The following is a 21,523-nucleotide window of genomic DNA, read 5'->3' on the forward strand; positions in this document are numbered from 1 at the left end:
GACCCGGCAGAACATCGATTTGGGGGGAATTCCACCTTTTTTTCCACCCGCCATCTCAAGGGGGCTTGTAGAAGAATTCCATCAACGCTAGGGCTACCAACTGCGGGTGGTGTCCTTGGTCACGGCAGCAATGCCCTAGCTTTTTGAAGGAGTTCCGCAATGGCCTCAACCATCAACACCAACATTGCCTCGATCAATGCCCAGCGCAACCTGGGGCTCTCGGCCAGTTCTCTGGCCACCTCCATGCAGCGTCTGTCGTCGGGCCTGCGCGTCAACAGCGCCAAGGACGACGCGGCTGGCCTGGCGATCGCCGAGCGCATGAATACTCAGATCAAAGGGTTGACGGTGGCGGCCCGCAATGCCAACGACGGCATTTCGCTGGCCCAGACGGCTGAAGGCGCATTGGGCAAAGTGGGCGATATGCTGCAGCGCATGCGGGAACTGGCGGTGCAGGCCAGCAACGCCACCAACAGCAAGGCCGACCGGGAAGCACTGCAGGCGGAAGTGAAGCAGTTGTCGGACGAAATCGACCGTGTAGCGAAGCAAACCACATTCAACGGACAAAAAATTTTGGATGGATCGTTTGTAGGCGCCGTCTTCCAGGTCGGCGCGAATTCGGGGGACAACGTTACGCTGGGCGCCCTGGCTGACACACGGGGTTCAGGTCTGGCGAACATTAGCTATTCCACCGGCTCGGTGCCATCCATCGACACCGCCAATACGACGATCACGGGATATGCCACCGCCGTGCCCGCTGGCACACTTACCATCCAGGTCGGTGCGAGCGCTTCTGCTGTCGATCTGGGACCGATCAAGGGTGCTTTGTCAGGCGTGGAGCGTCTCGGTCAAGTGATCTCGGCAATCAATGCGAAGTCTGCCGACACCGGGGTTACCGCGTATCTGTCCAAAAACGACGATGGCACCTATGCCATGGAGCTGATGTCCGCAAAGATCGGGGCCGATGGCGTCACCCCGGAACCGGTGACGATGACCGGCTTTGACGTGGCAACGACCGGCTTTGACGGGTCGGCCATCACCTTTGCAGACGCTGTGGGTACGGAAAAGACTGGTATCGACAATGTAACGGTGGCTACCCAGCGCGACGCGTGGGTGGCGCTCAAGAAGATAGACAGCGCCATTGACCAGGTGAACTCTGCCCGCGCCGACCTGGGCGCCCTTCAGAGCCGATTCGAGAGCGCCGTGGCCAATATCGACATTCAGGTAGAGAATCTCGCAGCTTCCCGCGGCCGTATTGTGGACGCCGACTTCGCCAAGGAAACTGCAAACCTCTCGCGGACCCAGATCCTGCAGCAAGCGGGCACTGCAATGGTGGCGCAGGCAAACCAGTTGCCACAGCAGGTGCTGCAACTGCTGCAAGGCTAAAAGCGCACAGCCCCCTCCCCGCAAATCGAACCAAATGCGCCAATGCCGGCGGGGCCTGGTTCGGCAACTCCGAGCGCTCTGCGGATTGCCGACGCTGTCTGTGGAACTGAAGAGGCGCAGGCCGCTTCCTTGCAGGCTAGAAAAGCACTCGCTGACCGCCGATTTCACAGACGCGCTGGACTAGACTCCTGGCTCGCCCCGGCATGGGGATTCAGAATTTTGCTCCGGAGAGCCTCTTGCATGAACAGAAGCCCAACGCTGCTTTTGAGGGCGCACTATCAACGCCTTGAAGAACAGTATATATCGCAGCTGTTTGCCTCGGACCTGAGCGGCAAGAGCGTTCTGGATGTTGGCTGTGGCGAGGGCAAATACATGCGTCTGCTTGGTGGCAGGTGCTCAAGAATCGTGGGCGTCGATGCCAATCTGGAACAGGTGGAGGGCTTGCGACGAGAGGGTTTCGAGACGTTTCTGCCCGAAAACCTTCCGCGTCAGCGCTACGACGTCATTCTGATGTCCCACGTGATAGAGCACATGTCGGCGCCTGATCTCGTGGGATTCATGGATCGCTATCTCCCCCTCTTGGCAGACGATGGCAAGCTGATCGTCCTCACGCCCCTGCCCGGCCTTCGCTTCTGGCACGACTACACCCATGTCCGCCCCTACACGCCGCAGAGCGTAGGCATGATGTTCGGCATTCTCGGTGCGCCAGCGGCGTTTAGGCCAATGGTTCGGATGCAACTCCAAGAGATCCGGTTTTTTCGAGACAGTTGGCGCATCCGCCATAGCCGCCACTACTACCCCAGCACCCTGAGAAAAGTCGATGCGCCCAGCGCGCGCTGGAGCCGTAAACTGGTTTCCGCCGCCAATACCGTAATGGCGGTCCTGCATGTCGTTTCTGGAGGCAGGCTCGGGCCTCTCGCAAGCTGGGCGGGGGTGTACCGTTTCGCGACGGTTGAACCGGAAACCCGTTAATGACACCCCATTCAAAAACACGGGTGCTCGTTTTCCCTGGGGAAGCGGAAAACGCCTTCGAGCTCTTTCAGGCGTTACGCTACTCTACCCGTTTTGAGGTTTGGGGAGCGTCCAGCCGGCCTGGCTACGGAAGCTGGTTGTTCCCGCGCTATCGCGACGACCTGCCCCAGATCGACGAAGAGAATTTCCTGATGGAATTCAACCGCTTCATCGGAGACCATCAGATTTCCCTTGTGTTCGCCACGCACGACCAAGTCGCGCTTTTTCTGGCGGAACAAAGCAGTGCATTGAAAGCCACATTGGTGGGTTCCGGCGTCGAGTGCGCACGACTTTGCCGCGACAAGAGTCTTTTGTATACAACGCTCGCGGGGGAAGCCTTCTGCCCACGCACCTACGCGCACCCGCAGGCAGTGGAGCAGTGGCCGGTGTTCATCAAGCCGAGCCGCGGCCAGGGTGGCGTAGGAGGTGCACGCGCAAACGACCTTCAGACACTGTTGCGCCTGTGGTCTCAAACATCTGAGCCGGTCGTCAGCGAATACCTGCCCGGCGAAGAGTTCACGATCGACTGCTTTTCCGATCGCCATGGGCGTCTCCTGTTCGCAGGTCCTCGGTCCCGTGATGTCGTCAAGATGGGGATCGCGTTCGAATCACGCACGGTGGCCCTCGATGCTGCAACGCAACACATCGCCGAGGTCATCAACGCAAAGCTCAAACCCCGAGGCCTCTGGTTCTTCCAGACCAAGCGCAGCCACACCGGCGCGCTGAAGCTGCTGGAAGTGTCGTGCCGCGCCGCCGGGACCATGGGCGTATACCGGCAGCAAGGCGTCAACCTGCCGCTGCTTGCAGCGTATGACGCATTGGGCCTGGATGTTCGCGTGCTGAAGAACGAGTTTCCAGTCTCTTTGCGCCGCAGGCTGCTCAGCAGCTACAAGATCGACCACAGCTTTAGCACCGTTTATGTCGACTATGACGACACCGTCATAGTCGATGGTGAAGTGAACGCCGCGCTGATGCAGTTTCTGTACACCTGCCGCAACCGGAATAAAAAACTGGTGCTAATCAGCCGTCATGCGGGGGACCTCAAGGCTCATATGCGAGCCTTCAGGGTGTTCCCGGAGCTTTTCGATCAAATCCACCACATTGCGGATGCAGAGAAAAAATCGGACTACGTGACCGAATCCAGTGCGATCCTGATTGATAACTTGTTCGTCGAGAGGGAAGAAGTCCTTGCTCGCACGGGCGTCCCCGTTTTTGACGTCGATGCCATAGAAGGACTGCTTTGAGTTCCGATGCACGCCCCACCATGAGCACCGAAACACCGCTGGTCAGCATATTCATGCTCACCTATAACCACGCGCCTTACATCGAACAGGCAATGCACAGTTGCCTCGCGCAGCAGACTTCGTTTCCCTTCGAGCTAGTCGTGTGCGACGACGCTTCGACCGACGGCACCGCTGAAATTGTCGAACGATGGTCGCGCGAACATGCCAACCTCGTTCTCCTGAGGCAGCCGGTGAACGGGCGTGGCCTCAACAACTGCATGGACGGGCTTCGCTACGTCCGCAGCAAGTACATCGCATTCTGCGAAGGCGACGACTACTGGAAGACGCCCCACAAGCTCGAAAAGCAGGTGAGCTTCCTGGAAGAACATCCGGACTTTGCCGTTTGCTGCCACCGCGTGGAAATGCAGTTCGACAACCGGCCGGGCGACGAGAAGAAGCAGTACATCTACAAGGACTGCTCAGCCGACGACGAGCGGATCCGGCAAGGCATTTTTCACGCCGACGAGGCCATCGCCAACTACTACTTTCAAACAAGTTCTTTCGTGTTCCGCTGGCGGTTCCAAGAAGGTCTGCCACCATGGTTCCGCAAGTGGATGCTCTACGACCATGCTCTGATGATGCTGCATGCGGTGGAGGGCAAGATCAAGTATTTCGACGACGCGATGAGCGTGTGGCGGCGCAACGAAAGCGGCTATTCATGGCTGCAGAACGTGGACAAAGGCGTCTTCTTCCAGAAGGAAGGCGACGGCTGGATTCGCTTCTATGAGGAAATGGACACCTTCTTCGCGGGCCGGTTTCATCTGCAGATCAGGGAACGTGTTCTGCTTGCCTTGCGCGGCATGATCACCAACTGCCTGGAAACCGGAGACCTTGACCAGGCGCGAAAGATCATCGAGGACCACCAGCAATGGTTCTTGAAGCTCGTCAAAGACAATGCGCCGCTGCTAGACGCAGTCAGGCTGGCCATACCGGAGCAAGTGGACCGGATGCCTCCGTGGACAGGCAGACCTGGACACAACGGTGAACCGCCCCCCGCGCCTTCCATAGGCGGCTTCAAGGAATTTGAGCTTCCAAGCATTCCTCCGGCACCCGACAGCGTCTGGCACCACTGGACCGCCGATCAGGAGTTTTCTTGCTTCGCCACCCCGCTGGCAGCGCTTATGGCATGGGTCTACCACCGCCGTGTTCGGCGGCTGTGGTTGCCGGCAATCATTTCGCGGACTCTGCGGAACGAGCTTCAGAACCTGTGGTTTCCCCACCAGTTCTATCCCGTTGGCAGCGACTTCACGCCCTCTGCCGATTTCATTGCGCACACGCTGCCGGGCGATGCGGTCCTGACGGTCTCATGGATGGGGCGGCCGCCGGCGTCTACCCTGAAACAAGCGCTGCGCCAGCGCAAAGATGTTCTCTGGATCGATGATCGCAGCGACGCACTCTGGCCTGGAACGCCGCTGGAGGCCGATGCCACACTTTACAGCCCCTCTGATGTGTTGGGCGTGCCGGACGGGGGGATTCTGGTCGGCGTCGGCGTGGGCGCGCTGCAGCCCCGCTCTACCCAGGAAAACACGTTCGCGACCCAGCGCAGAGACCTCTTGCTGGAGCGCCTTGAAAACCCGATCGTCAGCAGCGACCTCGTGGCGCGCGAAAAGGCAGTCCGGTTCGGCCATCCCTCGCCCGCAGGCGCGATGAGCCGACTGTCCACGGAGATGCTGGCACGCATACCGATGCCGATGGTTGCAGCGCGGTGCCGGGAGAACTGGGCGGTGCTGCACGGCCTGTTGCGCGAGTGGGCGCTGTGGCCTCAGTCCTCACAGGTGGACTTCGCACCGTCCGCCTTTCCGCTAGTGCTGCCCGCATCGATTCCGCCCGTTTTTCTCCGAACGGCCCTGAACCGCAAAGGCGTCCTGTGCACGGCCCCCACCCTCGCTTTGGACGACAAATACGACCCCACGCTGGGAGAAGAGACTGAACTTCTCAAACGATTGCTTCTTCTGCCCTGCGACCACCGGTACAGCGAGCAAGAAACGCGTCGCGTCGCCCAGGAGGTTCTCGCCATCCTGCAAGGCGAATCCGATTTCGGCACGCCGGGTGCACGTCCTGCGCCTGTCTGAAGTCCTTCTCCCGGCTCACCCCTCCCGCTCAGAACGCCCCCGCAAGGAAACCATCATGCGATTTTGCAACCGCCCCTACGATCATCTGCATCTCACACACGGCGGCAAAACCTACTGCTGCAGCTGGGCGTCCAAGCGCGAGATCGGAAACCTTTCGCGCCAGTCCGTGCAGGAAATTTGCGAAAGCCCCGACGCCCAGGCGTTGCGGGAATCCATCGAAAATCAGAGTTTTGAGTACTGTCTGAAGACCTCATGCCCCTTCCTCAGCAACGACACCCTGCCAGACCTGTCGCCCGAGGACTTTCGCAAGGAAGTTGAATCCCGCGCGGGCAAGCCGCCCACCAACTTCAACATTGCCTACGACTACACCTGCAACCACGCCTGCCCCAGCTGCCGCAACGGTCTGTTCAAGACAGACTCCAGCTATCGCGATCTGATGGGTGTCATGGAAGAAAAACTTCTTCCCTATCTCGGAAACGCGAAGTTCATGGAGGCCTGCGGGAACGGAGACGTGTTCTCCAGCAAGTACATGATGAGCATGCTGTCCAAGGTCAAACCTTCCGACAGGAACTGCGAGATCTCGCTGGAGACGAACGGAGTGCTCGTCAAGAGAAACTGGGACAAGGTTCAGCATCTGGAGGAATACCAGCTCACCGTCATCGTGACGCCCAACAGCTTCGAGCGGGCCACCTACACACAACTGAGCGGGGGTTTTGACAACCTGGATGTGACGCTGGAAAGCCTGGACTTTCTTTGCAGCCTCCGGCAGGCCAAGCGGCTCAAGAACCTCATCATCACGATGGTGGTACAGCCTGCGAACTTCCGGGAGGTTCCCTCTTTCGTTCAAACCTGCCTGGACCGATTCAAGGCAGACAAGATTCAGCTACGGCCTCTGCTGCCCTGGTTCACGTTGTTCCACGATGTCAATTTCAGCCAGCAAGACCTTACCAACCCCAAGCACCCTGACCATGCGGAGTTCGTGAGCGTCATGAACCATCCTGTGTGCCAGCACCCGAAGGTCTTTCATTGGTCTGGAAAGACGTTCTCCCGATGAGGTTGCCCGTGCAGCGCGCACCGTGCCGGTCATTGCCCGCGGGCAGCGCCCTGCTCAAGGGCCTCGATGCGCTGGCGCAGCAGTCCGCCACCCGACCGCTCGAAGCCTTCCATCCACAGGTTGCGCTGCCAGATCATGACCTTGGCGTAGTCCCAGTACTGGTTGAAAATTTCCCGCCCATGGTGGTGGGGCACCGGCGTCAGCGCTGCCACAGGGCGCGGCAGGGGGCGGCCGGGCGTGATGGACTGGCACCAGAATGCCGGCGCCAGGAAGGTCTGGAAATGCACCTGCTGGTAGCCCTCGCAATCGGCTGGCGCCCCTGGGGCCTCTGGGTTTCCAGGGACGTCCACAGGAACAAACGGGCGAAACAGCACATGGGCCGTCTTGCCGAACCAGGGCGCCTCCTGCAGCATGCCCGAGGAAATGCCCACCAGCTCCACATCGTCATGCGTGCTGAGAATCTGGTAGGCATTGAGGGGGCAGGGCGCGGCAGCCTGCCCCGTTATACGTTCAAGCTGCGCCCGCTCTTCCTCGGCAAACTCGGTCGCCAGAGGATGCCCTTTGTAGAGAAAACGGCGCCCCTGGCACAGCAAGCGCAGGCGGTCGGCAAAGTCACTGCAGCGCAGCGACCGCCCCTCCGGACCCAGCAGCGAAGCGTCCAGGGGTGTCTGGCCCACGAAAAGCAGGGCTCCGTTCAGGTCGTCGAAGTGGTAGCGCCCATAGTCCTGGAGTTCACGTTGGTGCATGCGCACATTCGCTGCCAGCATCGCCGCCTCCATGCGGATTTCCTCGGTGGCCACGGCGAATTCAGCGACCCGGCGGCCTATGTCGGCGTCCGAGCTGCGCACGCAGACATAGAAGTCGCGCCCGAAACGCAAGGGAGACAGGCGCAGATCCACGTAATGGATTCCACGGTCCCGGCAGGCATCTCTCAGCCATGGAGGGATTTCACACGTCAGCAGCAATGTGTCCTCAGAGATGAAGGCAAACAGGTAATCCGCCGCACGCGAAGGGACCGCGTGGTACAGGGCGGCCCACAGCGCTTTCCGGGCTTCGGCGCTCTCGCTGTCCATGCCAGCCAGCCTGCGAAACTCGTCCGGATCGAAACCGCCATCGGTCCACGCCGATTTCCTTGTCCTGACCTCGGGCGAGTAACCAATGTCCACCCCGCAACCTTGCAGGATGGGCTCGCGGGCAAGGTCAAAACACGCCTCAGGAAAGGCCCGTGTGCCGCGCAGAAGATCGGGCAGGCAAACGATCTTGTCGAATGGTTTCATTTACTAAACACATGATTTGGACTGCCAATCGCGATCCGATTCTCAAACCAAACGGTAGTTTTCAAGCAATTTCCGGATCGCACCAACCTCATTGAACATCATGACGTCAATAATCGACAGATGGGGCACAAAGGGCTCCCCAAACTGCAAGTAATCCTCCGCATCCGAATGCAAAAACCGCAGTTCAATCCCATGCGATCGAAAGGCTTCACGGTCATAGAGTGCCTGCCCTCCTTCCGCGTTGACATAAACGTCGGCCTCCAAGGTCTTGCAGATAGAGAGTATTTTTTCCTGGGCGCGAAGGGTGTTGTCCTTTGCGAGGTGCGACGACACCACGATGCGGGTGTCAATTCCCAGATCGGCGGCGATCTGCTCGAGGGCATGGGTAGCAAACCGGGCGAGGTTTCTATCGGGAAAATCGCATATCCGCTTCAGCAGAGGTATCACCCGCGAAAAATGGGGTGCCCTGCGGTAGGCTTGTTCGACAGTCTTGAGAAATTTTCTGAAATCATCTGCAATCACGATCTCGTTGATCAGTCGGTTCTGGCTGGCTTGCGAAAGCGATATGCTGAAACGCCGTCGCTGCCCGCCCAGCAAGATATTGTTTCTCGCAATCCATCCCCGCTGAATGAAATGGACGTCGTCGTAGACCACATACTCATCCACCATCCCCAGCAGCTGAAAATATCCCAAATAGGGAAAAAGATACGGCTGCATGATGGCGACTTTTTTCGTCATATTTCCGTGGTGCAACAAGCAAATGTTTCAGGATCGCTCATTGGCTTGAGCACGAGGACATGGGGACGGTCTACGGAATATTCTGGCACGGGATACCTCGGCCATACCGGCTTTCACCGCCCTGCCCCACACCGACCCCGCACGCGCAACAGCCGAAAACTACAAAAAAGATAGCACCTCACGCTGGGTCACATTGGATTTCAAAAAGAAAACACCTGAAATGATTACATGGCAAGCGCTGGCCGCTCTCATTTTTGAAGCAACGGACGTCCCTACGGTGCCCGGCTGGGCGGACCGACGTCCATCCCTTGCGAGCGCGAACCTGCGCAGCCCTGCCGCACTGTAAGACCATGGACTCCCTGCCCATCATCTGCCTGCTCGATCTTCTCCAGCAGCCCCAACCGCTGTGCCAGGGGTTTCTCGACCTGGTGCGCGAACCCATACGCCAGGGCTGCGGCGTGGAACTGCCTAGTACCCGCGCGGTTCAGTTCGGCTACGGGCTTGCCGTCGGCTTCGACCTCGCACGCTTTCGCGCGCTGGCCGATGTCGACATGGGCAGCGCACAGCACGGGACGCAATGGGCAGCGTGCTTTCACCACCTTCCCGCAGCCGCCCTCGACGAGCTAGCGCAACATTGGCCGACGCGGGGCACGGTGCTGTCGTATGAGATGCCCCCATGGCTCAGGCAGGTGTGCGAACAACGCGGAACGCCCTTTCTCGATGTGCGCCTGTCTCCGCTGCGGTTCGGCAGCGATCTTTACGTCGCCATGCGCAGTTCGGACGACACCCTGTCCGAGAGGATTGCCGCCCGAGCCGTGCCGCCCGACGAGATCCGGCTCGAAGCCGCCACGCTTACCGCCAATGTGCGGATGCACCGAACGCAACTGGAAGTCGCAGGCCGACATGTGTTCCAGGATCTGGCGGGCAGCCTGGTTCTTCTAGGACAGGCGCCCGGCGACACCTCGCTGCTCACACCCGACGGTCAGCGACTGCGCTGGGCGGATTTCGCAGAACCCTTACGTGCGCTGAGTACAGGGCGGCGCGTGTTCTTCAAGAGTCACCCCGTGGCTCCCGGGTTGGCCGAACTGGAGTGCGCGGAACTGGCCCGCATCATCGGCCAGCCGGTGGAGCCATGCCACCAGAGCGCCTACCAGCTGCTCAGCACGCCTGAGGATTTCGAACTCGCGGGAATTTCTTCAGCACTGCTCCAGGAGGCTGTCTGGTTCGGCAAGAAGGCGCACATGCTGCACGCCCCCGCCGTTCCGCTGGCGCATGAGTCTGCGCCGTCTGCCGCAGCCTTCCATCAACTGCACTTCAGGACGGTGCTCTCCCCCGCGTTCTGGCACCAGGTGCTGGCGCCGGAGCGCCCGGCGCCCAGCGTGGCGGCGCTGCCGGATCTGGCGCACCACCATGCCAGGACAACGCTGGACCGTTGGGGGGATTACGCCAAGGTGGCCACCTGGGAGCGCAGCATCACCCGGGAGGCCTTCGAACGCGGCGGCGGGAGCCAGCTGCGCCAGCGGCTCGACACATGGCACAAGAAGCCGCAAGAGATCCACACCACACGGCCGGTGCTGCCGCTGCGCGCAGGCATTGCTTCATCGACCGAGCCTTTGAGGCTGCACGTGGGCTGCGCCAGCACGCGGCTGGAGGGCTACATCAACATCGATTGCCGCGCGACCGAAGCGACCGACCATGTGTGCCAGGCCGGCGACATCCAGATTACAGCGCCCGGAACCGTCACAGAGATCTACTCGCGCCACATGCTGGAGCACCAGGACCCTCAGGAGGCGCGCGAGACCCTGCGCCACTGGCACGACCTGCTGGCGCCCGGGGGCGTGCTGCACCTCATCGTGCCGGATGTGGAGTTCCACGCGCGCCAGATTCTCGGGCTCGCTACCAGCAGTTTCGTGAACCAGATGGATCACGCCTTCGCCAGCCTTTGGGGGTGGCGGGATGAAGCACGAGGAGGAGACCGGGAAGACGCCCACAGGTGGGGCTACACCGAGCGCAGCCTGAGCGAGACGCTGTTCGCTGCAGGGTTCACCACCGTGCGGCGCCGCACTTCCGGTGTCGACAGTGAGCCCTGGCACCTCAACATCCTGGCGTATAAACCTTCTGCCGCACCATGACCACACCGACCAGCATGCCCGGAGGTTCGACGAATGCGCCCGCTGCGGTGGGTTCGCAGCGCTGGGCCAATCTCGTCCCAGAGCATCTGGTCGAGCAGCCGAGCCCAGAACGTGCGGCCGAGCTGTTCAAGCGCAGCGTCAGGCTCGTGGAGATCGAGGTGTTCTCGTACTGCAATCGCAAGTGCTGGTTCTGCCCCAACGCCACCCATGACCGCATCTCCAGCAACACCTTGATGCCGGCTGAGATGTACACATCCATCCTCGCACAACTGGCTTCCATCGACTACGACGGCGGCATCACCTACAGCCGCTACAACGAGCCACTGGCGGACAAGATCATCCTGGAGCGCATCGCGCAGGCCAGCCGCATGCTTCCGCGGGCGCAGCTGCACAGCAACACCAATGGCGACTACCTGAATCACGAGTATGTTGAACAGCTGTATGCCGCTGGCCTGCGCAACCTGAACATCCAGATCTATCTGGGGAACAACGAACGCTATGACCACGCCAAAATCAAGGCGGCGGGAGAGAGGACGCTTCGGCGTGTGCAGCTTCCCCACACGCTGGTCAGCGACATTCCAGGCGAATGGTATGAGCACCGTCTGCACTACCAAGACATGGCGATCCGGCTGTATGGCCGCAACTTTGAAACCGGCGGCACCAGCCGCGCGGGCGAGGTGCCCATCCACCTGGGTTACCGCCGCACCTCGCCTTGCCTCATCCCTTTCTGGGCCGTGTACATCGATCACGATGGCTCCACCGTGCCGTGCTGCAACTTCCGCTCCGACATCCCGGCCCATGCGGAGTACGTGATCGGCAACCTGGCCAGGCAGCCTGACCTCTTTCTGCAGTACGCAAGCCGCTTCGCCGCAGACTTTCGCGCCAGCCTCATCCACGAGGGCGTCAAGCAAGGCCTGTGCAGCAACTGCCACTTTGCCGAAGAGCGCCCCACGGCGGAGCAGGCCGTCCAGCTCGCCGGACTGCTCGCCACTAGGAGCCTTCGATGAGCGTGGTCCAGCTCACCCCCGCGCTGCGCGAAGCTCTGCGCAAGCGCGGCTTTTTCATGGACGGCAACTTCACCGGTGCCGCGTTGTCGCCCGATTTGTGCATCGAAACGCCCTCCAGCACCAATGCCCTCCTCGGGCTGGACTACCCACTGCGCATCGGAGCCTTCAGCCACCTTAACGGCGGCTTCATCCAGAACGCGACTATCGGCCGCTACTGCTCGTTCGCCCGGGACGTGCAGATAGGCCATGGCCGCCACCCGGTGGACTGGCTGTCCGTTTCTCCCCTTCAGTACAGCCAGGGCTACCGCGGCTGGCAGCATGCGGCAGGGCTCCCCCCTGTGCCCAGCACCAGCCCATTCGACTGGGCAAGCCACACCACGGTGGGTTCAGACGTGTGGATTGGCAACGGCGTCTTTGTGCAGGACGGCGTGCATATCGGCCATGGGGCCATCGTGGGCGCTCGCAGCGTGGTGACGCGTGATGTCGCCCCCTATGCCGTCGTGGCGGGAAACCCCGCACGGCTGATCAGAATGCGCTTCCCTCCAGACATCGTCGAGCGGCTGCTTGCTGTCGAGTGGTGGCGCTACGCCCTCTCGGACTTCGGCGCTGTGGATTTCTCCAACATCCACGCAACGCTGGAAAAAATAGAATCACGGGTTGCTGAAGGCACGCTCCAGCCGTTCGCCCCTGCCACGATCGATGCGAACACACTTCGCGCGCCGCCCCCTGTGTCCCGCGTCCACGTGGCCGTTCATGCTGAGATGCAGGAAAAGATCCGCAGCCTCAAAGATAGCAAGCAGGGAAAGACGGCCTACATCCTCGGAAACGGGCCTTCGCTGAACGGGCTTGACGCCAAGGCGCTGATGCACGAGGAGTCCTTCTGGTGCAACCGGGCCTGGGAGATCACCCGGAAATATCCCGGCCTTCGCTTCACACCCAAATACTATTTCGTGGCCGATCCGCAGGCATTTGATCAATACCCCGACGAAATCATGGGGGTTCATGCCGACATCAAGTTCCTGCGCTCCGATGTCGAGCAGAAGGCCCGGGCGTCTCACCCGGAAATGCTGAACCAGCAGAATGTCATCACGTTCCCGCTCACGGAGTCGCCGTATATGGATGAAGGCTATTTTTCCCATGATCCTGCGTACGCCGTCTTTCGGGGTTTCACGGTGGTGCTCAACGCGGTGCAGTTCGCGTTTTACATGGGCTATCAGAAGGTTCTGATCGGCGGAGTGGATCTGGATTACTCGCAGCCGTACTTCTTTGGCGAACGGTCTGCGGGAGACATGCCCGTGGACCGCGCTGCGGCGTCTTTCCGCATCGCCAGGCAGTTTTTCGAGCGGCACGGCCGGCTGTTGGCAAAAATCACCCCCTCTCCCAACCTTCCGATCGAATACGTCCATCCCGAGAGCTACCGATGATGAATGAAGCCCAACCCTTCTTGTGCGACGGCGTCGGCGTGTGCCGCATCGGCAACGCGGACATCCGCTACCTACTCAGCCACCAGGGCAAGAACGCCTGGCGCTTCGACACCCTGTACACCAAGGAGCCCGAAACACTGGAGTGGATCGACGGCTTTGCAGAGAACGCCACGCTGTGGGACATAGGCGCCAACATCGGGATGTATTCCATCTACGCGGCGTTACGCGGGGTGAACGTGGTCGCCTTCGAGCCGCATTTTGGAAACTACTTCCAGCTCTGCGCCAACATCCACATGAACGGATTGCAGGACAAGATCAAGGCCTACTGTTTTGCGCTATCAGAGCACATGGCGGCGGGCACCATCAACCTGTCCTCGGTGGGCATGGGCACCGCCATGAGCTCGTTCAACTGCGATCTCGACTATCTTGGCAACCCCTACCGCCCGGTGTTCCGGCAGGGAATGATGGGCTGCAGCATCGACCAGGCCGTGGAGCTGTTTGGCATGCAGGTGCCAGAGCACATCAAGATCGATGTCGACGGGATCGAGCTCGACATCGTCAAAGGCGCCCGCAAGACCCTGGGCGATCCCCGCCTCAGGTCTGTGTCCGTTGAACTCGTCGAGGGGCTGCCCGCACAGGTGGACGGTGTGCACGAGATCATGCGTGGTGGCGGCCTGGAATTCATGCACAAGAAGCAAAGCACCATCTACCCCTATCACCAGATCGAAGGTGTTCTCAACTATCTTTATCAGAGGCCGCAGTGACTGAAGCTCAGACCTATCAACTCGACGCCGCGCAAACGGTGAGCAGGCTGGTGGAGAAAATCCGGGCCGCCCACATAGACCCTGCACCCTCCGAGAATATCTACATGGAAGATTTGCTGGAGCCGCGGCTCTATAGCGAGATCCAGAAGCGGCTGCCGCCCAAGGAGGCATACGAGATACTCAACCACGCGGATGCCAGGCTCCCCGACGGAAGGTACACGCGCCTCATGCTCGATCTCACCGAGGCTACGCTGAAGCGGCTGGAGGGGGCCGATCGCGTCTTCTGGACCGAGATGGCCCGGATCTTCTCGTCCGATGCGTTGAAGGATGCGATCCTTGAAAAATTCCGAAGCCGGATCCACGCGAGATTCGGCGAGGAGATACCTGAAACGGAAGCGATTCCCATTTTCTACAAGGATTTCCCCGGCTATTTCATCCGCATCCACCAGGACCATCCGATCAAGGTTGCGACCCTGCAGATCTACCTGCCCCGGGACGAGTCCCAGACGCATCTCGGAACCTGCTTCTACCGCAAGGACGGCGACGGTTTCGCCAGGCTCAAGCGCAACGCATTCAAGCCCAATTCCGGGTATGCCTTTGTCCGCACCGACAACAGCTGGCACGGAGTGGACCCGATGGGCCCCGACGAAGACGAGCGAAACTCCGTCGCCATCACGATCTACGTGAAGGGTTCTCAATACAAGAACACCCTCGGCTACCAAAAGAGATAGTCCGGCCGGGCCATTCATCGACACACCCCATGCAACCACAGGCAGCAGGCACAAGCAACATGCGCAACACCCTGGCAGACATCCCCCACTTTCAGCTCAGAACGGACGTGGTGAAGCTGCTCGCGCCCGGCTCCTTGGGGGTCGAGCTGGGGGTGGCGGAGGGCAGGTTTTCGGAAAGCCTTTTGCGCACAGGACGTTTCGCCCATCTCTTCAGCATCGACATGTGGGCGGGCGACCGGAACCACGACACCGCCCAATACAAGACGGCCCTGCAACGCTTGTTGCCCTTCAAGGAACAGAACACCACCCTGCGCATGACCTTTGACGAAGCGCTGGACCTGTTTCCGGATGCGTATTTCGACTTCATCTACGTCGATGGCTACGCGCACACGGGTGAAGAAGAAGGGCGGACGTTCCGCCACTGGTGGCCCAAGCTCAAGCCGGGCGGCGTCATGGCCGGTGACGACTATTCGCCCCAATGGCCGCTGGTCATCCAGGCTGTCGACCGCTTTGCGGCAGATTTCCAGCTGGAGATCGCCATCCTGAATTTTCAGAAGTCCGACGATCCGTGGTCGCGCTACCCCACCTGGGTGACGACAAAACCCGAGGCCAAATGAGCATCCTCCGCGCGTTTCGCTTTGATGCCTTCTACCGCGCAGACTCCTAGGCGAACTTGGCCAGCGCATGTTCAAGTGTTGTGCACACCCGCTGGCGCTGTTCGTGCGTGATGCCCAGAAAAAACGGCAGCCCCAGAAGCGTGGCAGCCAGGGCCTGCGCGTTCGGCGTGTCCAGGGGCGTGCAGCAATGCCGCAGCACGCCCATGTTCGTCAGCAGCGGCTGGTACCAGCGCCGCGTCATGATGCGCCCGCGGTGGCAGGCCTTTTCAAGCGCCGCGCGCGCCGCTTCGCTGGGCAACCGGGCGCACAGCAGGGTGGGCGCCATGAGCTCGCCCCCGTGGCCCTGCTGCTGCCATACCAGCGGTCCCGGGCTTGCCTGGGCAAAATCTTGCATTAAATCCGCCCTCAGCGCTCTCCTGCATTGAGAACTTTGCTCCCATTTTTGCAGCGAAATCAAACCGATTGCAGCATGGTATTCGCTCATCTTGGCGTTCGTCCCGACGCCGGCCAGTGCGCCCAGAGGGACATCGGCCGCCGGGTCCAGATTGATGCCGAAATTGGACAGCTCGCGCACCCGCGCGGCCAAGCCAGGGCGCGTGGAGACGATGAGCCCTCCCTCGCCCGCAGGCAGGCTCTTGGTGGTGTGCAGGCTGAAAACCAGCGTGCCCTCGGCGCCGGCCAGCCACTGGCTGCCGTAGGCGGCTGCGGCGTCGATCACCACCGGCAGCCCGGTGTCATGCTCGAACTGCTGCCATGCCGGCATGTGATGGGGCATGCCGAACGTCGCGACGGGCAACACGGCATCCACGCGGGCTACGGCGCAGGCAGCGCGCGCGATATCGGGCGTCAGCATCCACGAATGCGCATCCACGTCGGCCAGCACCGGCACATGGCCGGCACGCAACACTGCCGTTGCCGTTGCAACGAAGGTGAATGCGGGCACAAGCACCCGGGAGCCCGGGGGAAGATCCAGAGCCTGCAGGACCAGCTCCAGCCCCAAGGTGGCGTTGGTCACCGTAGTGACCTGGCCGACAGGCATTTGGAAGCGCTCGGCAAAGGCGCTTTCCAGCTCTTTGACCAGCGGGCCGAAGTTGGAATAGTGGCGCGCGGCGTGCATGCGTTCGAGCCACGGCAGCAGCGCCTGGGGCGAGGGCATGTCGGGCACCAGCAGCGGCACCCAATCCTGAGGGGGACAGGTTCGCGGGGACTTCATGCGGGTGCCTCGGCCAGGGCCAGCCAGTGGTCGACGTTGGAGCCGACGCTGCGGGCTTGCCGGTCACCGCGCAGCCAATTGAGCCACATGAGCCGGTACGCCCTCTCCAGCTCGGCGGTGCGCCCGGCGTAGTCCATGAAAAAGCTGTTGCGCATCAACTCACGCGCGCCCAGGCGCTGTTGCTGCAGCCGCTGCGGGTCGTCCATCAGGCGCAGTGCGGCCTGCACATAGCTCTCTGCGTCCTGCGCAATCTCCCCCCCGCCCCCCAGCGCACGCAGGGTCAGCGCGGTCGAGGCGTCCACGCTGCGCTCCGCGTTCATGGCCACGATGGAAAGCCCCATCCACAGCGCGTGCAGCGTCGTGGTGCCGCCGGAGATGGGCGAGGTGTCCAGCATCACGTCGGCGATGTGCCCCAGTTCCATGAACTGGTTGAGCGGCTGCTGGTGCAGGACGAAAACGCGGTCCAGCGGCATGCCGGCCGCCTCCACGCGCGGCTGCATGTTGGCCTGTGCAGCGTCGGCGGTGAACTCCTTGACCAGGATGACGAGCCGCGCATCGGGCCGCAACTGGAGAATACGCGCCCACACTGCCAGCATGGCATCGGTGATCTTGGCCGAGCTGTTCAGCGAGATCAGTGTGGGATAGCCATTGCGGAGCATGGGCTGCTCTTCGCTCAGCGGCGCATATTCGGGTGGCGCGTAGCTTGCCATCCCGCGCAGGCGAAACAGTGTTTCGCTGTAGTACTTTTCATGGCCTGGGGGGGCGCTGTCGAATCCGATCAGGCGGTAATCCATCGCCTTCATGCCCAGAGGCAGCATGAAACCCAGCCACGTGACTTGCACTGGAGCAGCGCGGCGCGCGAACACCAGCAGCCGGTGCCCTGACGTGTGCCCCGAAAGGTCCACCAGCACGTCGATGCCATCAGCGCGGATGCGCTCCAGCAACGCCTCATCGGACTCGTGCATCACGTCGTGCCAGTGGGGCACGCACTGCCGGATCAGCTCGGTGACGCCGTCCGCACGGCCGCTGGAGTACACATGCACCTCGACGGAGTCGGGATCATGGTGGCGAAGGATCGGCAGCATGAAGAAGGCAACAGAATGCTCCCGGAAGTCGGCCGTGACGTAGCCCACCTTGAGGCGCTTTCGCGGACCACGGTCCTTTACGACCAGCGGTGCCGCCTTGCGCGTCAGAGGGTCGGCAAAGCGCCTGCCCCAGTCCTGATAGGCCTCCAGTGCCTTGATCGGATCGCGGTGCGAATGGCTGTGGATGAAGGCGCGCATCGCCCAGAGGGCGGACTCGTTGCGTTTGCGGCACGCCGAATCGATCATGGCGCAGGCTTCTTCCTGCCGCCCCGTGCTGTACAGCGCAAGGGCCAGCAGGTGTTGCGCCTCCGGCAGCCCCGGGCGAATCTGTAAGGCGGTTTCCAGCGCAGGCACGGCCTGCCCCCAGTTGGACATCTTGGCAAAGATGCGCCCCACCTGCACCCAGAGGTCCGCGCGCCGCGGCTCGATAGCCAATGCCCCGGTGAGCCTTGTCATCGCGCCCACCAGATCCTGGTCCCGCTCACTCTGCTCCGCCTGGATCAGATTGACCAATAGATCAACTTCTTCCCGAGAGTCCAAGGTGTTGCTTTTGTCAATCATGAATATGTGTCTGATTGGATCCTGTGTATAAACACTGAACGGCGGTGTGAAGAGGAGTGCTTACTTGCATGGTAGGTGCGGCAAGCTATCGACATCCCGATATAAAAGCCCCGTTTGATGGTCTATTGCCCATTTGCCAGCCGCCCAAAGCGCCGCACAATGGCTTCAACTGGCGAGATCCCGCCCAAACCTGCCTCGCTTGATCGGGGCCTCTGACAGAATACCGCCATCATGTTCGTCATCATTGGTTACATCCTTGTTTTCGGCTGCATCTTCGGGGTGTACATCCTGCATGGCGGAAACATTCAGGTGATCTTGAAAGCGCTGCCTTTTGAGACGGTCACCATTCTGGGGGCTGCCATTGGGGCGTTTGTGGTCAACAACCAGCCCAAGGTGCTGAAGGCCACCATGGCGGCGATCCCCATGGCGTTCAAGGGGTCGAAGTACACCAAGGCGCGGTACATGGAGCTGATGGCCATGCTCTACGACATCCTGCAGAAGGCCCGCAAAGAGGGTCTGATGGCGATTGAAAAGGATGTGGAGGCGCCAAACGAGTCGGAGATTTTCAAGAAGTACCCCACTGTGGGCAGCGACCACCATGTGATCGAGTTCACCACAGACTACCTGCGCATGATGGTGTCTGGCAACCTCAATTCCCATGAAATCGAGGCGCTGATGGACAGCGAGATCGAGACCCACCACCAGGAAGCGCACGCGCCGGTGGCCGCGATTGCCCGGCTGGCGGGCGCCTTGCCCGCTTTCGGGATCATTGCGGCGGTGCTGGGGGTGGTGAACACCATGGGCTCGGTGGGGCAGCCGCCGTCCGTGCTGGGCGGGATGATCGGCTCGGCACTGGTGGGTACCTTCCTGGGCATTTTGCTGGCCTACGGCGTGGTAGAGCCCCTGGGCGGGCTGGTGGAGCAAAAGACCGAAGATGCCGCCAAGGAGCTGCAGTGCATCAAGGCCACGCTGCTGGCCAGCATGCAGGGCTACAACCCGGCTACCGCCATCGAATTTGGCCGCAAGGTGCTGTTCTCCGGCGACCGCCCCAGTTTCTCGGAGCTGGAAGGGCATGTGAAAGGCAAGAAGTAGTAGCGGGCTTGATGCCTCGAACCACGACTGCGCAGCGCCATGGCAGAAAAAAAGCTTCAACCCATCATCATCAAGCGCGTCAAGAAAGGCGGGCATGCCGTGCATGGCGGCGCCTGGAAGATCGCCTATGCCGACTTCGTGACGGCGATGATGGCGTTCTTTCTGCTGATGTGGCTGCTAGGCTCCACCGCCAAGGGGGAACTGCAGGGCATTGCGGCGCACTTCTCCTCCCCGCTTAAGGTGGCCATGACCGGTGGCGACGGGGCGGGCAACAGCTCCAGCGTGATTCCCGGGGGCGGCAACGATCTGTCCAAGGTGCACGGCCAGGTGCGGCGCTCGGACGCAGAAGAGGCCAAGCAGCGCCGTATGAGCATTGATGCCGCGCGGGCCGAGCGCGCCAAGCAGGACCTGGACCGCATCAAGGCCTTGGAGGCCAAGATTGATGCGCTGATCACCGAAAACCCTCGGCTGAACGAATACAAGTCCCAGATCCGCATCGACATTACGCCCGACGGCCTGCAGATCCAGATCGTGGACGACCAGAACCGCCCCATGTTCGACAGCGGCAGCGCGTTGGTAAAACCCTACATGCGCGACATCCTGCGCGAAATTGGCGCGGCCCTGGGCGGGGTGGAAAACCGCATCAGCCTGGCGGGACACACCGACGCCGTGCCCTATGGCAACAGCGACCGCGGCTACAGCAATTGGGAGCTGTCGGCCGACCGCGCCAACGCCTCGCGCCGCGAGCTGGTGTCGGCCGGTATGCCTGACGCTAAACTGGGCCGTGTTGTGGGTTTGGCGGCCAGCGACTTGCTGGAGCCTCAAAACCCCCGCTCCCCGGCCAACCGGCGCATCACCATCACGGTGCTCACCCGCGAAGCCGAAGAACGACTCATGGGCAAAGGGATTCCCGATATCACTTCAACGGAACTGCTGAACGAAAAGCGGGAAAATCCTCCCCCCAGCAGGTGATGGTTACGACTTGTCACCAACCCTGCCGCCCATGACAATACTTACAGTACCTCTCGACCGAAAGGGTCCCAAGTGACCACAGCCCTTCGTTTTTTGATCGTTGACGACTTTTCCACCATGCGACGCATCGTGCGCAACCTGCTCAAGGAGAGCGGTTTTTCGGATGCGGACGAGGCGGAAGACGGCGTTGCCGCATTGAACAAGCTGCGCAGCAGCAAGTTCGATTTTGTGGTGACGGACATCAACATGCCCAACATGAACGGCTTTCAGCTGCTGGCCGAAATCAAGAAGGACGACAAGCTCAAGCACTTGCCCGTCCTGATGGTGACCGCTGAAGCCCGCAAGGAAGACATCGTGGCTGCCGCCCAGGGTGGCGCTGCGGGCTACATCGTCAAACCCTTCACCAAGGCCACCCTGGAAGAGAAGGTGACGCTGATCCTCAAGAAAATGGGGCTATGAGACCATGGACGCCACTCCGGACAACAGCCAGCCGGCCGCTGAAGCCGATGTGCACCACAAGATCGGGCTGCTGACACGCCAGCTTCATGACTCCCTCAACGAGCTGGGCTACGCCGACAAGCTGCGTGGGTCCATGGGAGAGCTGCCCGATGCACAAAGCCGCTTGTCGTACATCGCGCGCCTGACGGGCGAGGCAGCCGAGAAGGTGCTCAACCGGGTCGAGCAGGCCAAGGCCCAGCACGACTACATCGCCTCGGAAACGCGCCGCGTGGTGAACTCGCTGGTGAAAGACCCGGTGGCCGCAGTGGCCAAGGGCGAGATCATGAACTTCCTCACCGACGTGGAGCGGGTGACGCAGGAGGCGGATACGCACCTGACGGAAATCATGATGGCGCAGGATTTCCATGACCTGACCGGACAGGTGATCGCCCGGGTGGTTAACCTCGCTGCCACCATCGAAGAGCAGCTGGTTCAGTTGCTCATCCAGACCGCGCCACCCAACGCGCACGTCCCGCCCGTCGAAGCCAAACCCGCCCATCTGCAAGGCCCCGTGGTGGACCCCGAGAACACGCCCGACGTGGTGACCGACCAGTCGCAAGTGGACGACCTCCTGGCCAGCCTGGGCTTCTGACTCCCGCAGTATTTATG

General features: G+C 61.2%; 19 protein-coding genes. 15 read left to right on the plus strand and 4 right to left on the minus strand.

The genetic code is table 11. The features are described from left to right. The first annotated feature begins 159 nt into the window (after positions 1-159). The 5 genes from ACK4HJ_RS17750 to ACK4HJ_RS17770 all read left to right on the plus strand — a co-directional run bounded on the left by ACK4HJ_RS17750 (position 160) and on the right by ACK4HJ_RS17770 (position 6,803). Positions 160-1,383, plus strand: coding sequence for a flagellin (locus ACK4HJ_RS17750; RefSeq protein WP_409834019.1), 1,224 nt, complete (start codon positions 160-162; stop codon positions 1,381-1,383). Between the two features lie 240 nt (positions 1,384-1,623). Next, positions 1,624-2,355 carry a class I SAM-dependent methyltransferase gene (locus tag ACK4HJ_RS17755; RefSeq protein ID WP_409834021.1) on the plus strand — a complete coding sequence of 244 codons (732 nt, stop codon included), beginning with the start codon at positions 1,624-1,626 and terminating at the stop codon, positions 2,353-2,355. Then, positions 2,355-3,638 carry an ATP-grasp domain-containing protein gene (locus ACK4HJ_RS17760; RefSeq protein ID WP_409834023.1) on the plus strand — a complete coding sequence of 428 codons (1,284 nt, stop codon included), beginning with the start codon at positions 2,355-2,357 and terminating at the stop codon, positions 3,636-3,638. The genes ACK4HJ_RS17755 and ACK4HJ_RS17760 overlap by 1 nt, the downstream gene beginning before the upstream one ends. 20 nt (positions 3,639-3,658) lie before the next feature. Continuing rightward, the gene (locus tag ACK4HJ_RS17765; protein WP_409834025.1) at positions 3,659-5,749 is read left to right on the plus strand and encodes a glycosyltransferase family 2 protein; all 2,091 of its coding nucleotides are present in this window, start codon (positions 3,659-3,661) and stop codon (positions 5,747-5,749) included. Between the two features lie 55 nt (positions 5,750-5,804). Beyond that, positions 5,805-6,803, plus strand: coding sequence for a radical SAM/SPASM domain-containing protein (locus ACK4HJ_RS17770; RefSeq protein ID WP_409834027.1), 999 nt, complete (start codon positions 5,805-5,807; stop codon positions 6,801-6,803). 29 nt (positions 6,804-6,832) lie between these two features. Here the strand turns inward: ACK4HJ_RS17770 and ACK4HJ_RS17775 are convergent, their stop codons facing one another. Together ACK4HJ_RS17775 and ACK4HJ_RS17780 are read right to left on the minus strand one after the other, a co-directional pair. Next, positions 6,833-8,080, minus strand: a complete 1,248-nt coding sequence (locus ACK4HJ_RS17775; protein WP_409834029.1) for a hypothetical protein — start codon at positions 8,078-8,080, stop codon at positions 6,833-6,835. 42 nt (positions 8,081-8,122) lie between these two features. Further along, the gene (locus tag ACK4HJ_RS17780) at positions 8,123-8,818 is read right to left on the minus strand and encodes a WbqC family protein (protein WP_409834031.1); all 696 of its coding nucleotides are present in this window, start codon (positions 8,816-8,818) and stop codon (positions 8,123-8,125) included. A 350-nt stretch (positions 8,819-9,168) separates the two neighbouring features. On the opposite strand from ACK4HJ_RS17780, the gene ACK4HJ_RS17785 reads away from it, so the two are divergent. The 6 genes from ACK4HJ_RS17785 to ACK4HJ_RS17810 are packed head-to-tail and all read left to right on the plus strand — an operon-like array spanning position 9,169 to position 15,493. After that, the gene (locus ACK4HJ_RS17785; protein ID WP_409834033.1) at positions 9,169-10,950 is read left to right on the plus strand and encodes a class I SAM-dependent methyltransferase; all 1,782 of its coding nucleotides are present in this window, start codon (positions 9,169-9,171) and stop codon (positions 10,948-10,950) included. Further along, positions 10,947-11,957 carry a radical SAM/SPASM domain-containing protein gene (locus ACK4HJ_RS17790; protein WP_409834035.1) on the plus strand — a complete coding sequence of 337 codons (1,011 nt, stop codon included), beginning with the start codon at positions 10,947-10,949 and terminating at the stop codon, positions 11,955-11,957. Before ACK4HJ_RS17785 ends, ACK4HJ_RS17790 begins: the two co-directional genes overlap by 4 nt. Continuing rightward, positions 11,954-13,381: a 6-hydroxymethylpterin diphosphokinase MptE-like protein gene (locus ACK4HJ_RS17795; protein WP_409834037.1), complete on the plus strand. Its 1,428-nt coding sequence runs from the start codon at positions 11,954-11,956 to the stop codon at positions 13,379-13,381. The genes ACK4HJ_RS17790 and ACK4HJ_RS17795 overlap by 4 nt, the downstream gene beginning before the upstream one ends. Next, complete coding sequence (locus ACK4HJ_RS17800) at positions 13,381-14,145, plus strand: FkbM family methyltransferase (RefSeq protein ID WP_409834039.1); 765 nt, start codon at positions 13,381-13,383, stop codon at positions 14,143-14,145. The genes ACK4HJ_RS17795 and ACK4HJ_RS17800 overlap by 1 nt, the downstream gene beginning before the upstream one ends. Then, positions 14,142-14,876, plus strand: a complete 735-nt coding sequence (locus ACK4HJ_RS17805) for a hypothetical protein (protein WP_409834041.1) — start codon at positions 14,142-14,144, stop codon at positions 14,874-14,876. The genes ACK4HJ_RS17800 and ACK4HJ_RS17805 overlap by 4 nt, the downstream gene beginning before the upstream one ends. A 29-nt stretch (positions 14,877-14,905) precedes the next feature. Then, positions 14,906-15,493 carry a class I SAM-dependent methyltransferase gene (locus ACK4HJ_RS17810; protein WP_409834043.1) on the plus strand — a complete coding sequence of 196 codons (588 nt, stop codon included), beginning with the start codon at positions 14,906-14,908 and terminating at the stop codon, positions 15,491-15,493. Positions 15,494-15,539: 46 nt separating this feature from the next. On the opposite strand, the gene ACK4HJ_RS17815 is transcribed toward ACK4HJ_RS17810, so the two are convergent. Continuing rightward, complete coding sequence (locus ACK4HJ_RS17815; protein ID WP_409834044.1) at positions 15,540-16,706, minus strand: DegT/DnrJ/EryC1/StrS family aminotransferase; 1,167 nt, start codon at positions 16,704-16,706, stop codon at positions 15,540-15,542. Next, positions 16,703-18,352 (minus strand): glycosyltransferase, encoded by a 1,650-nt coding sequence (locus ACK4HJ_RS17820; RefSeq protein ID WP_409834046.1) that lies wholly within the window; start codon positions 18,350-18,352, stop codon positions 16,703-16,705. Before ACK4HJ_RS17820 ends, ACK4HJ_RS17815 begins: the two co-directional genes overlap by 4 nt. A gap of 231 nt (positions 18,353-18,583) precedes the next feature. On the opposite strand from ACK4HJ_RS17820, the gene motA reads away from it, so the two are divergent. From motA to ACK4HJ_RS17840, 4 genes are all read left to right on the plus strand, one after another. After that, complete coding sequence (motA, locus tag ACK4HJ_RS17825) at positions 18,584-19,444, plus strand: flagellar motor stator protein MotA (protein ID WP_409834048.1); 861 nt, start codon at positions 18,584-18,586, stop codon at positions 19,442-19,444. A gap of 39 nt (positions 19,445-19,483) precedes the next feature. Beyond that, positions 19,484-20,416 carry a flagellar motor protein MotB gene (gene motB / locus ACK4HJ_RS17830; RefSeq protein WP_409834049.1) on the plus strand — a complete coding sequence of 311 codons (933 nt, stop codon included), beginning with the start codon at positions 19,484-19,486 and terminating at the stop codon, positions 20,414-20,416. Positions 20,417-20,488: 72 nt separating this feature from the next. Continuing rightward, a complete protein-coding gene (cheY, locus tag ACK4HJ_RS17835; RefSeq protein ID WP_409834051.1) occupies positions 20,489-20,875 on the plus strand; it encodes a chemotaxis response regulator CheY in 387 nt (128 codons plus the stop codon). A gap of 4 nt (positions 20,876-20,879) precedes the next feature. Beyond that, positions 20,880-21,506, plus strand: a complete 627-nt coding sequence (locus ACK4HJ_RS17840; RefSeq protein WP_409834053.1) for a protein phosphatase CheZ — start codon at positions 20,880-20,882, stop codon at positions 21,504-21,506. Positions 21,507-21,523 lie beyond the last annotated feature (17 nt).

Origin of the sequence: Acidovorax sp., from assembly GCF_046294525.1 — a bacterium.
Lineage (GTDB): Bacteria > Pseudomonadota > Gammaproteobacteria > Burkholderiales > Burkholderiaceae_C > Acidovorax.

Bases quoted from the DNA above. Each gene is read 5' to 3' on its own strand.
- ACK4HJ_RS17750 (WP_409834019.1), top strand. From the start codon at position 160: ATGGCCTCAACCATCAACACCAACATTGCCTCGATCAATGCCCAGCGC.
- ACK4HJ_RS17755 (WP_409834021.1), top strand. From the start codon at position 1,624: ATGAACAGAAGCCCAACGCTGCTTTTGAGGGCGCACTATCAACGCCTT.
- ACK4HJ_RS17760 (WP_409834023.1), top strand. From the start codon at position 2,355: ATGACACCCCATTCAAAAACACGGGTGCTCGTTTTCCCTGGGGAAGCG.
- ACK4HJ_RS17765 (WP_409834025.1), top strand. From the start codon at position 3,659: ATGAGCACCGAAACACCGCTGGTCAGCATATTCATGCTCACCTATAAC.
- ACK4HJ_RS17770 (WP_409834027.1), top strand. From the start codon at position 5,805: ATGCGATTTTGCAACCGCCCCTACGATCATCTGCATCTCACACACGGC.
- ACK4HJ_RS17775 (WP_409834029.1), bottom strand. From the start codon at position 8,080: ATGAAACCATTCGACAAGATCGTTTGCCTGCCCGATCTTCTGCGCGGC.
- ACK4HJ_RS17780 (WP_409834031.1), bottom strand. From the start codon at position 8,818: ATGACGAAAAAAGTCGCCATCATGCAGCCGTATCTTTTTCCCTATTTG.
- ACK4HJ_RS17785 (WP_409834033.1), top strand. From the start codon at position 9,169: ATGGACTCCCTGCCCATCATCTGCCTGCTCGATCTTCTCCAGCAGCCC.
- ACK4HJ_RS17790 (WP_409834035.1), top strand. From the start codon at position 10,947: ATGACCACACCGACCAGCATGCCCGGAGGTTCGACGAATGCGCCCGCT.
- ACK4HJ_RS17795 (WP_409834037.1), top strand. From the start codon at position 11,954: ATGAGCGTGGTCCAGCTCACCCCCGCGCTGCGCGAAGCTCTGCGCAAG.
- ACK4HJ_RS17800 (WP_409834039.1), top strand. From the start codon at position 13,381: ATGAATGAAGCCCAACCCTTCTTGTGCGACGGCGTCGGCGTGTGCCGC.
- ACK4HJ_RS17810 (WP_409834043.1), top strand. From the start codon at position 14,906: ATGCAACCACAGGCAGCAGGCACAAGCAACATGCGCAACACCCTGGCA.
- ACK4HJ_RS17815 (WP_409834044.1), bottom strand. From the start codon at position 16,706: ATGAAGTCCCCGCGAACCTGTCCCCCTCAGGATTGGGTGCCGCTGCTG.
- ACK4HJ_RS17820 (WP_409834046.1), bottom strand. From the start codon at position 18,352: ATGATTGACAAAAGCAACACCTTGGACTCTCGGGAAGAAGTTGATCTA.
- motA (WP_409834048.1), top strand. From the start codon at position 18,584: ATGTTCGTCATCATTGGTTACATCCTTGTTTTCGGCTGCATCTTCGGG.
- motB (WP_409834049.1), top strand. From the start codon at position 19,484: ATGGCAGAAAAAAAGCTTCAACCCATCATCATCAAGCGCGTCAAGAAA.
- ACK4HJ_RS17840 (WP_409834053.1), top strand. From the start codon at position 20,880: ATGGACGCCACTCCGGACAACAGCCAGCCGGCCGCTGAAGCCGATGTG.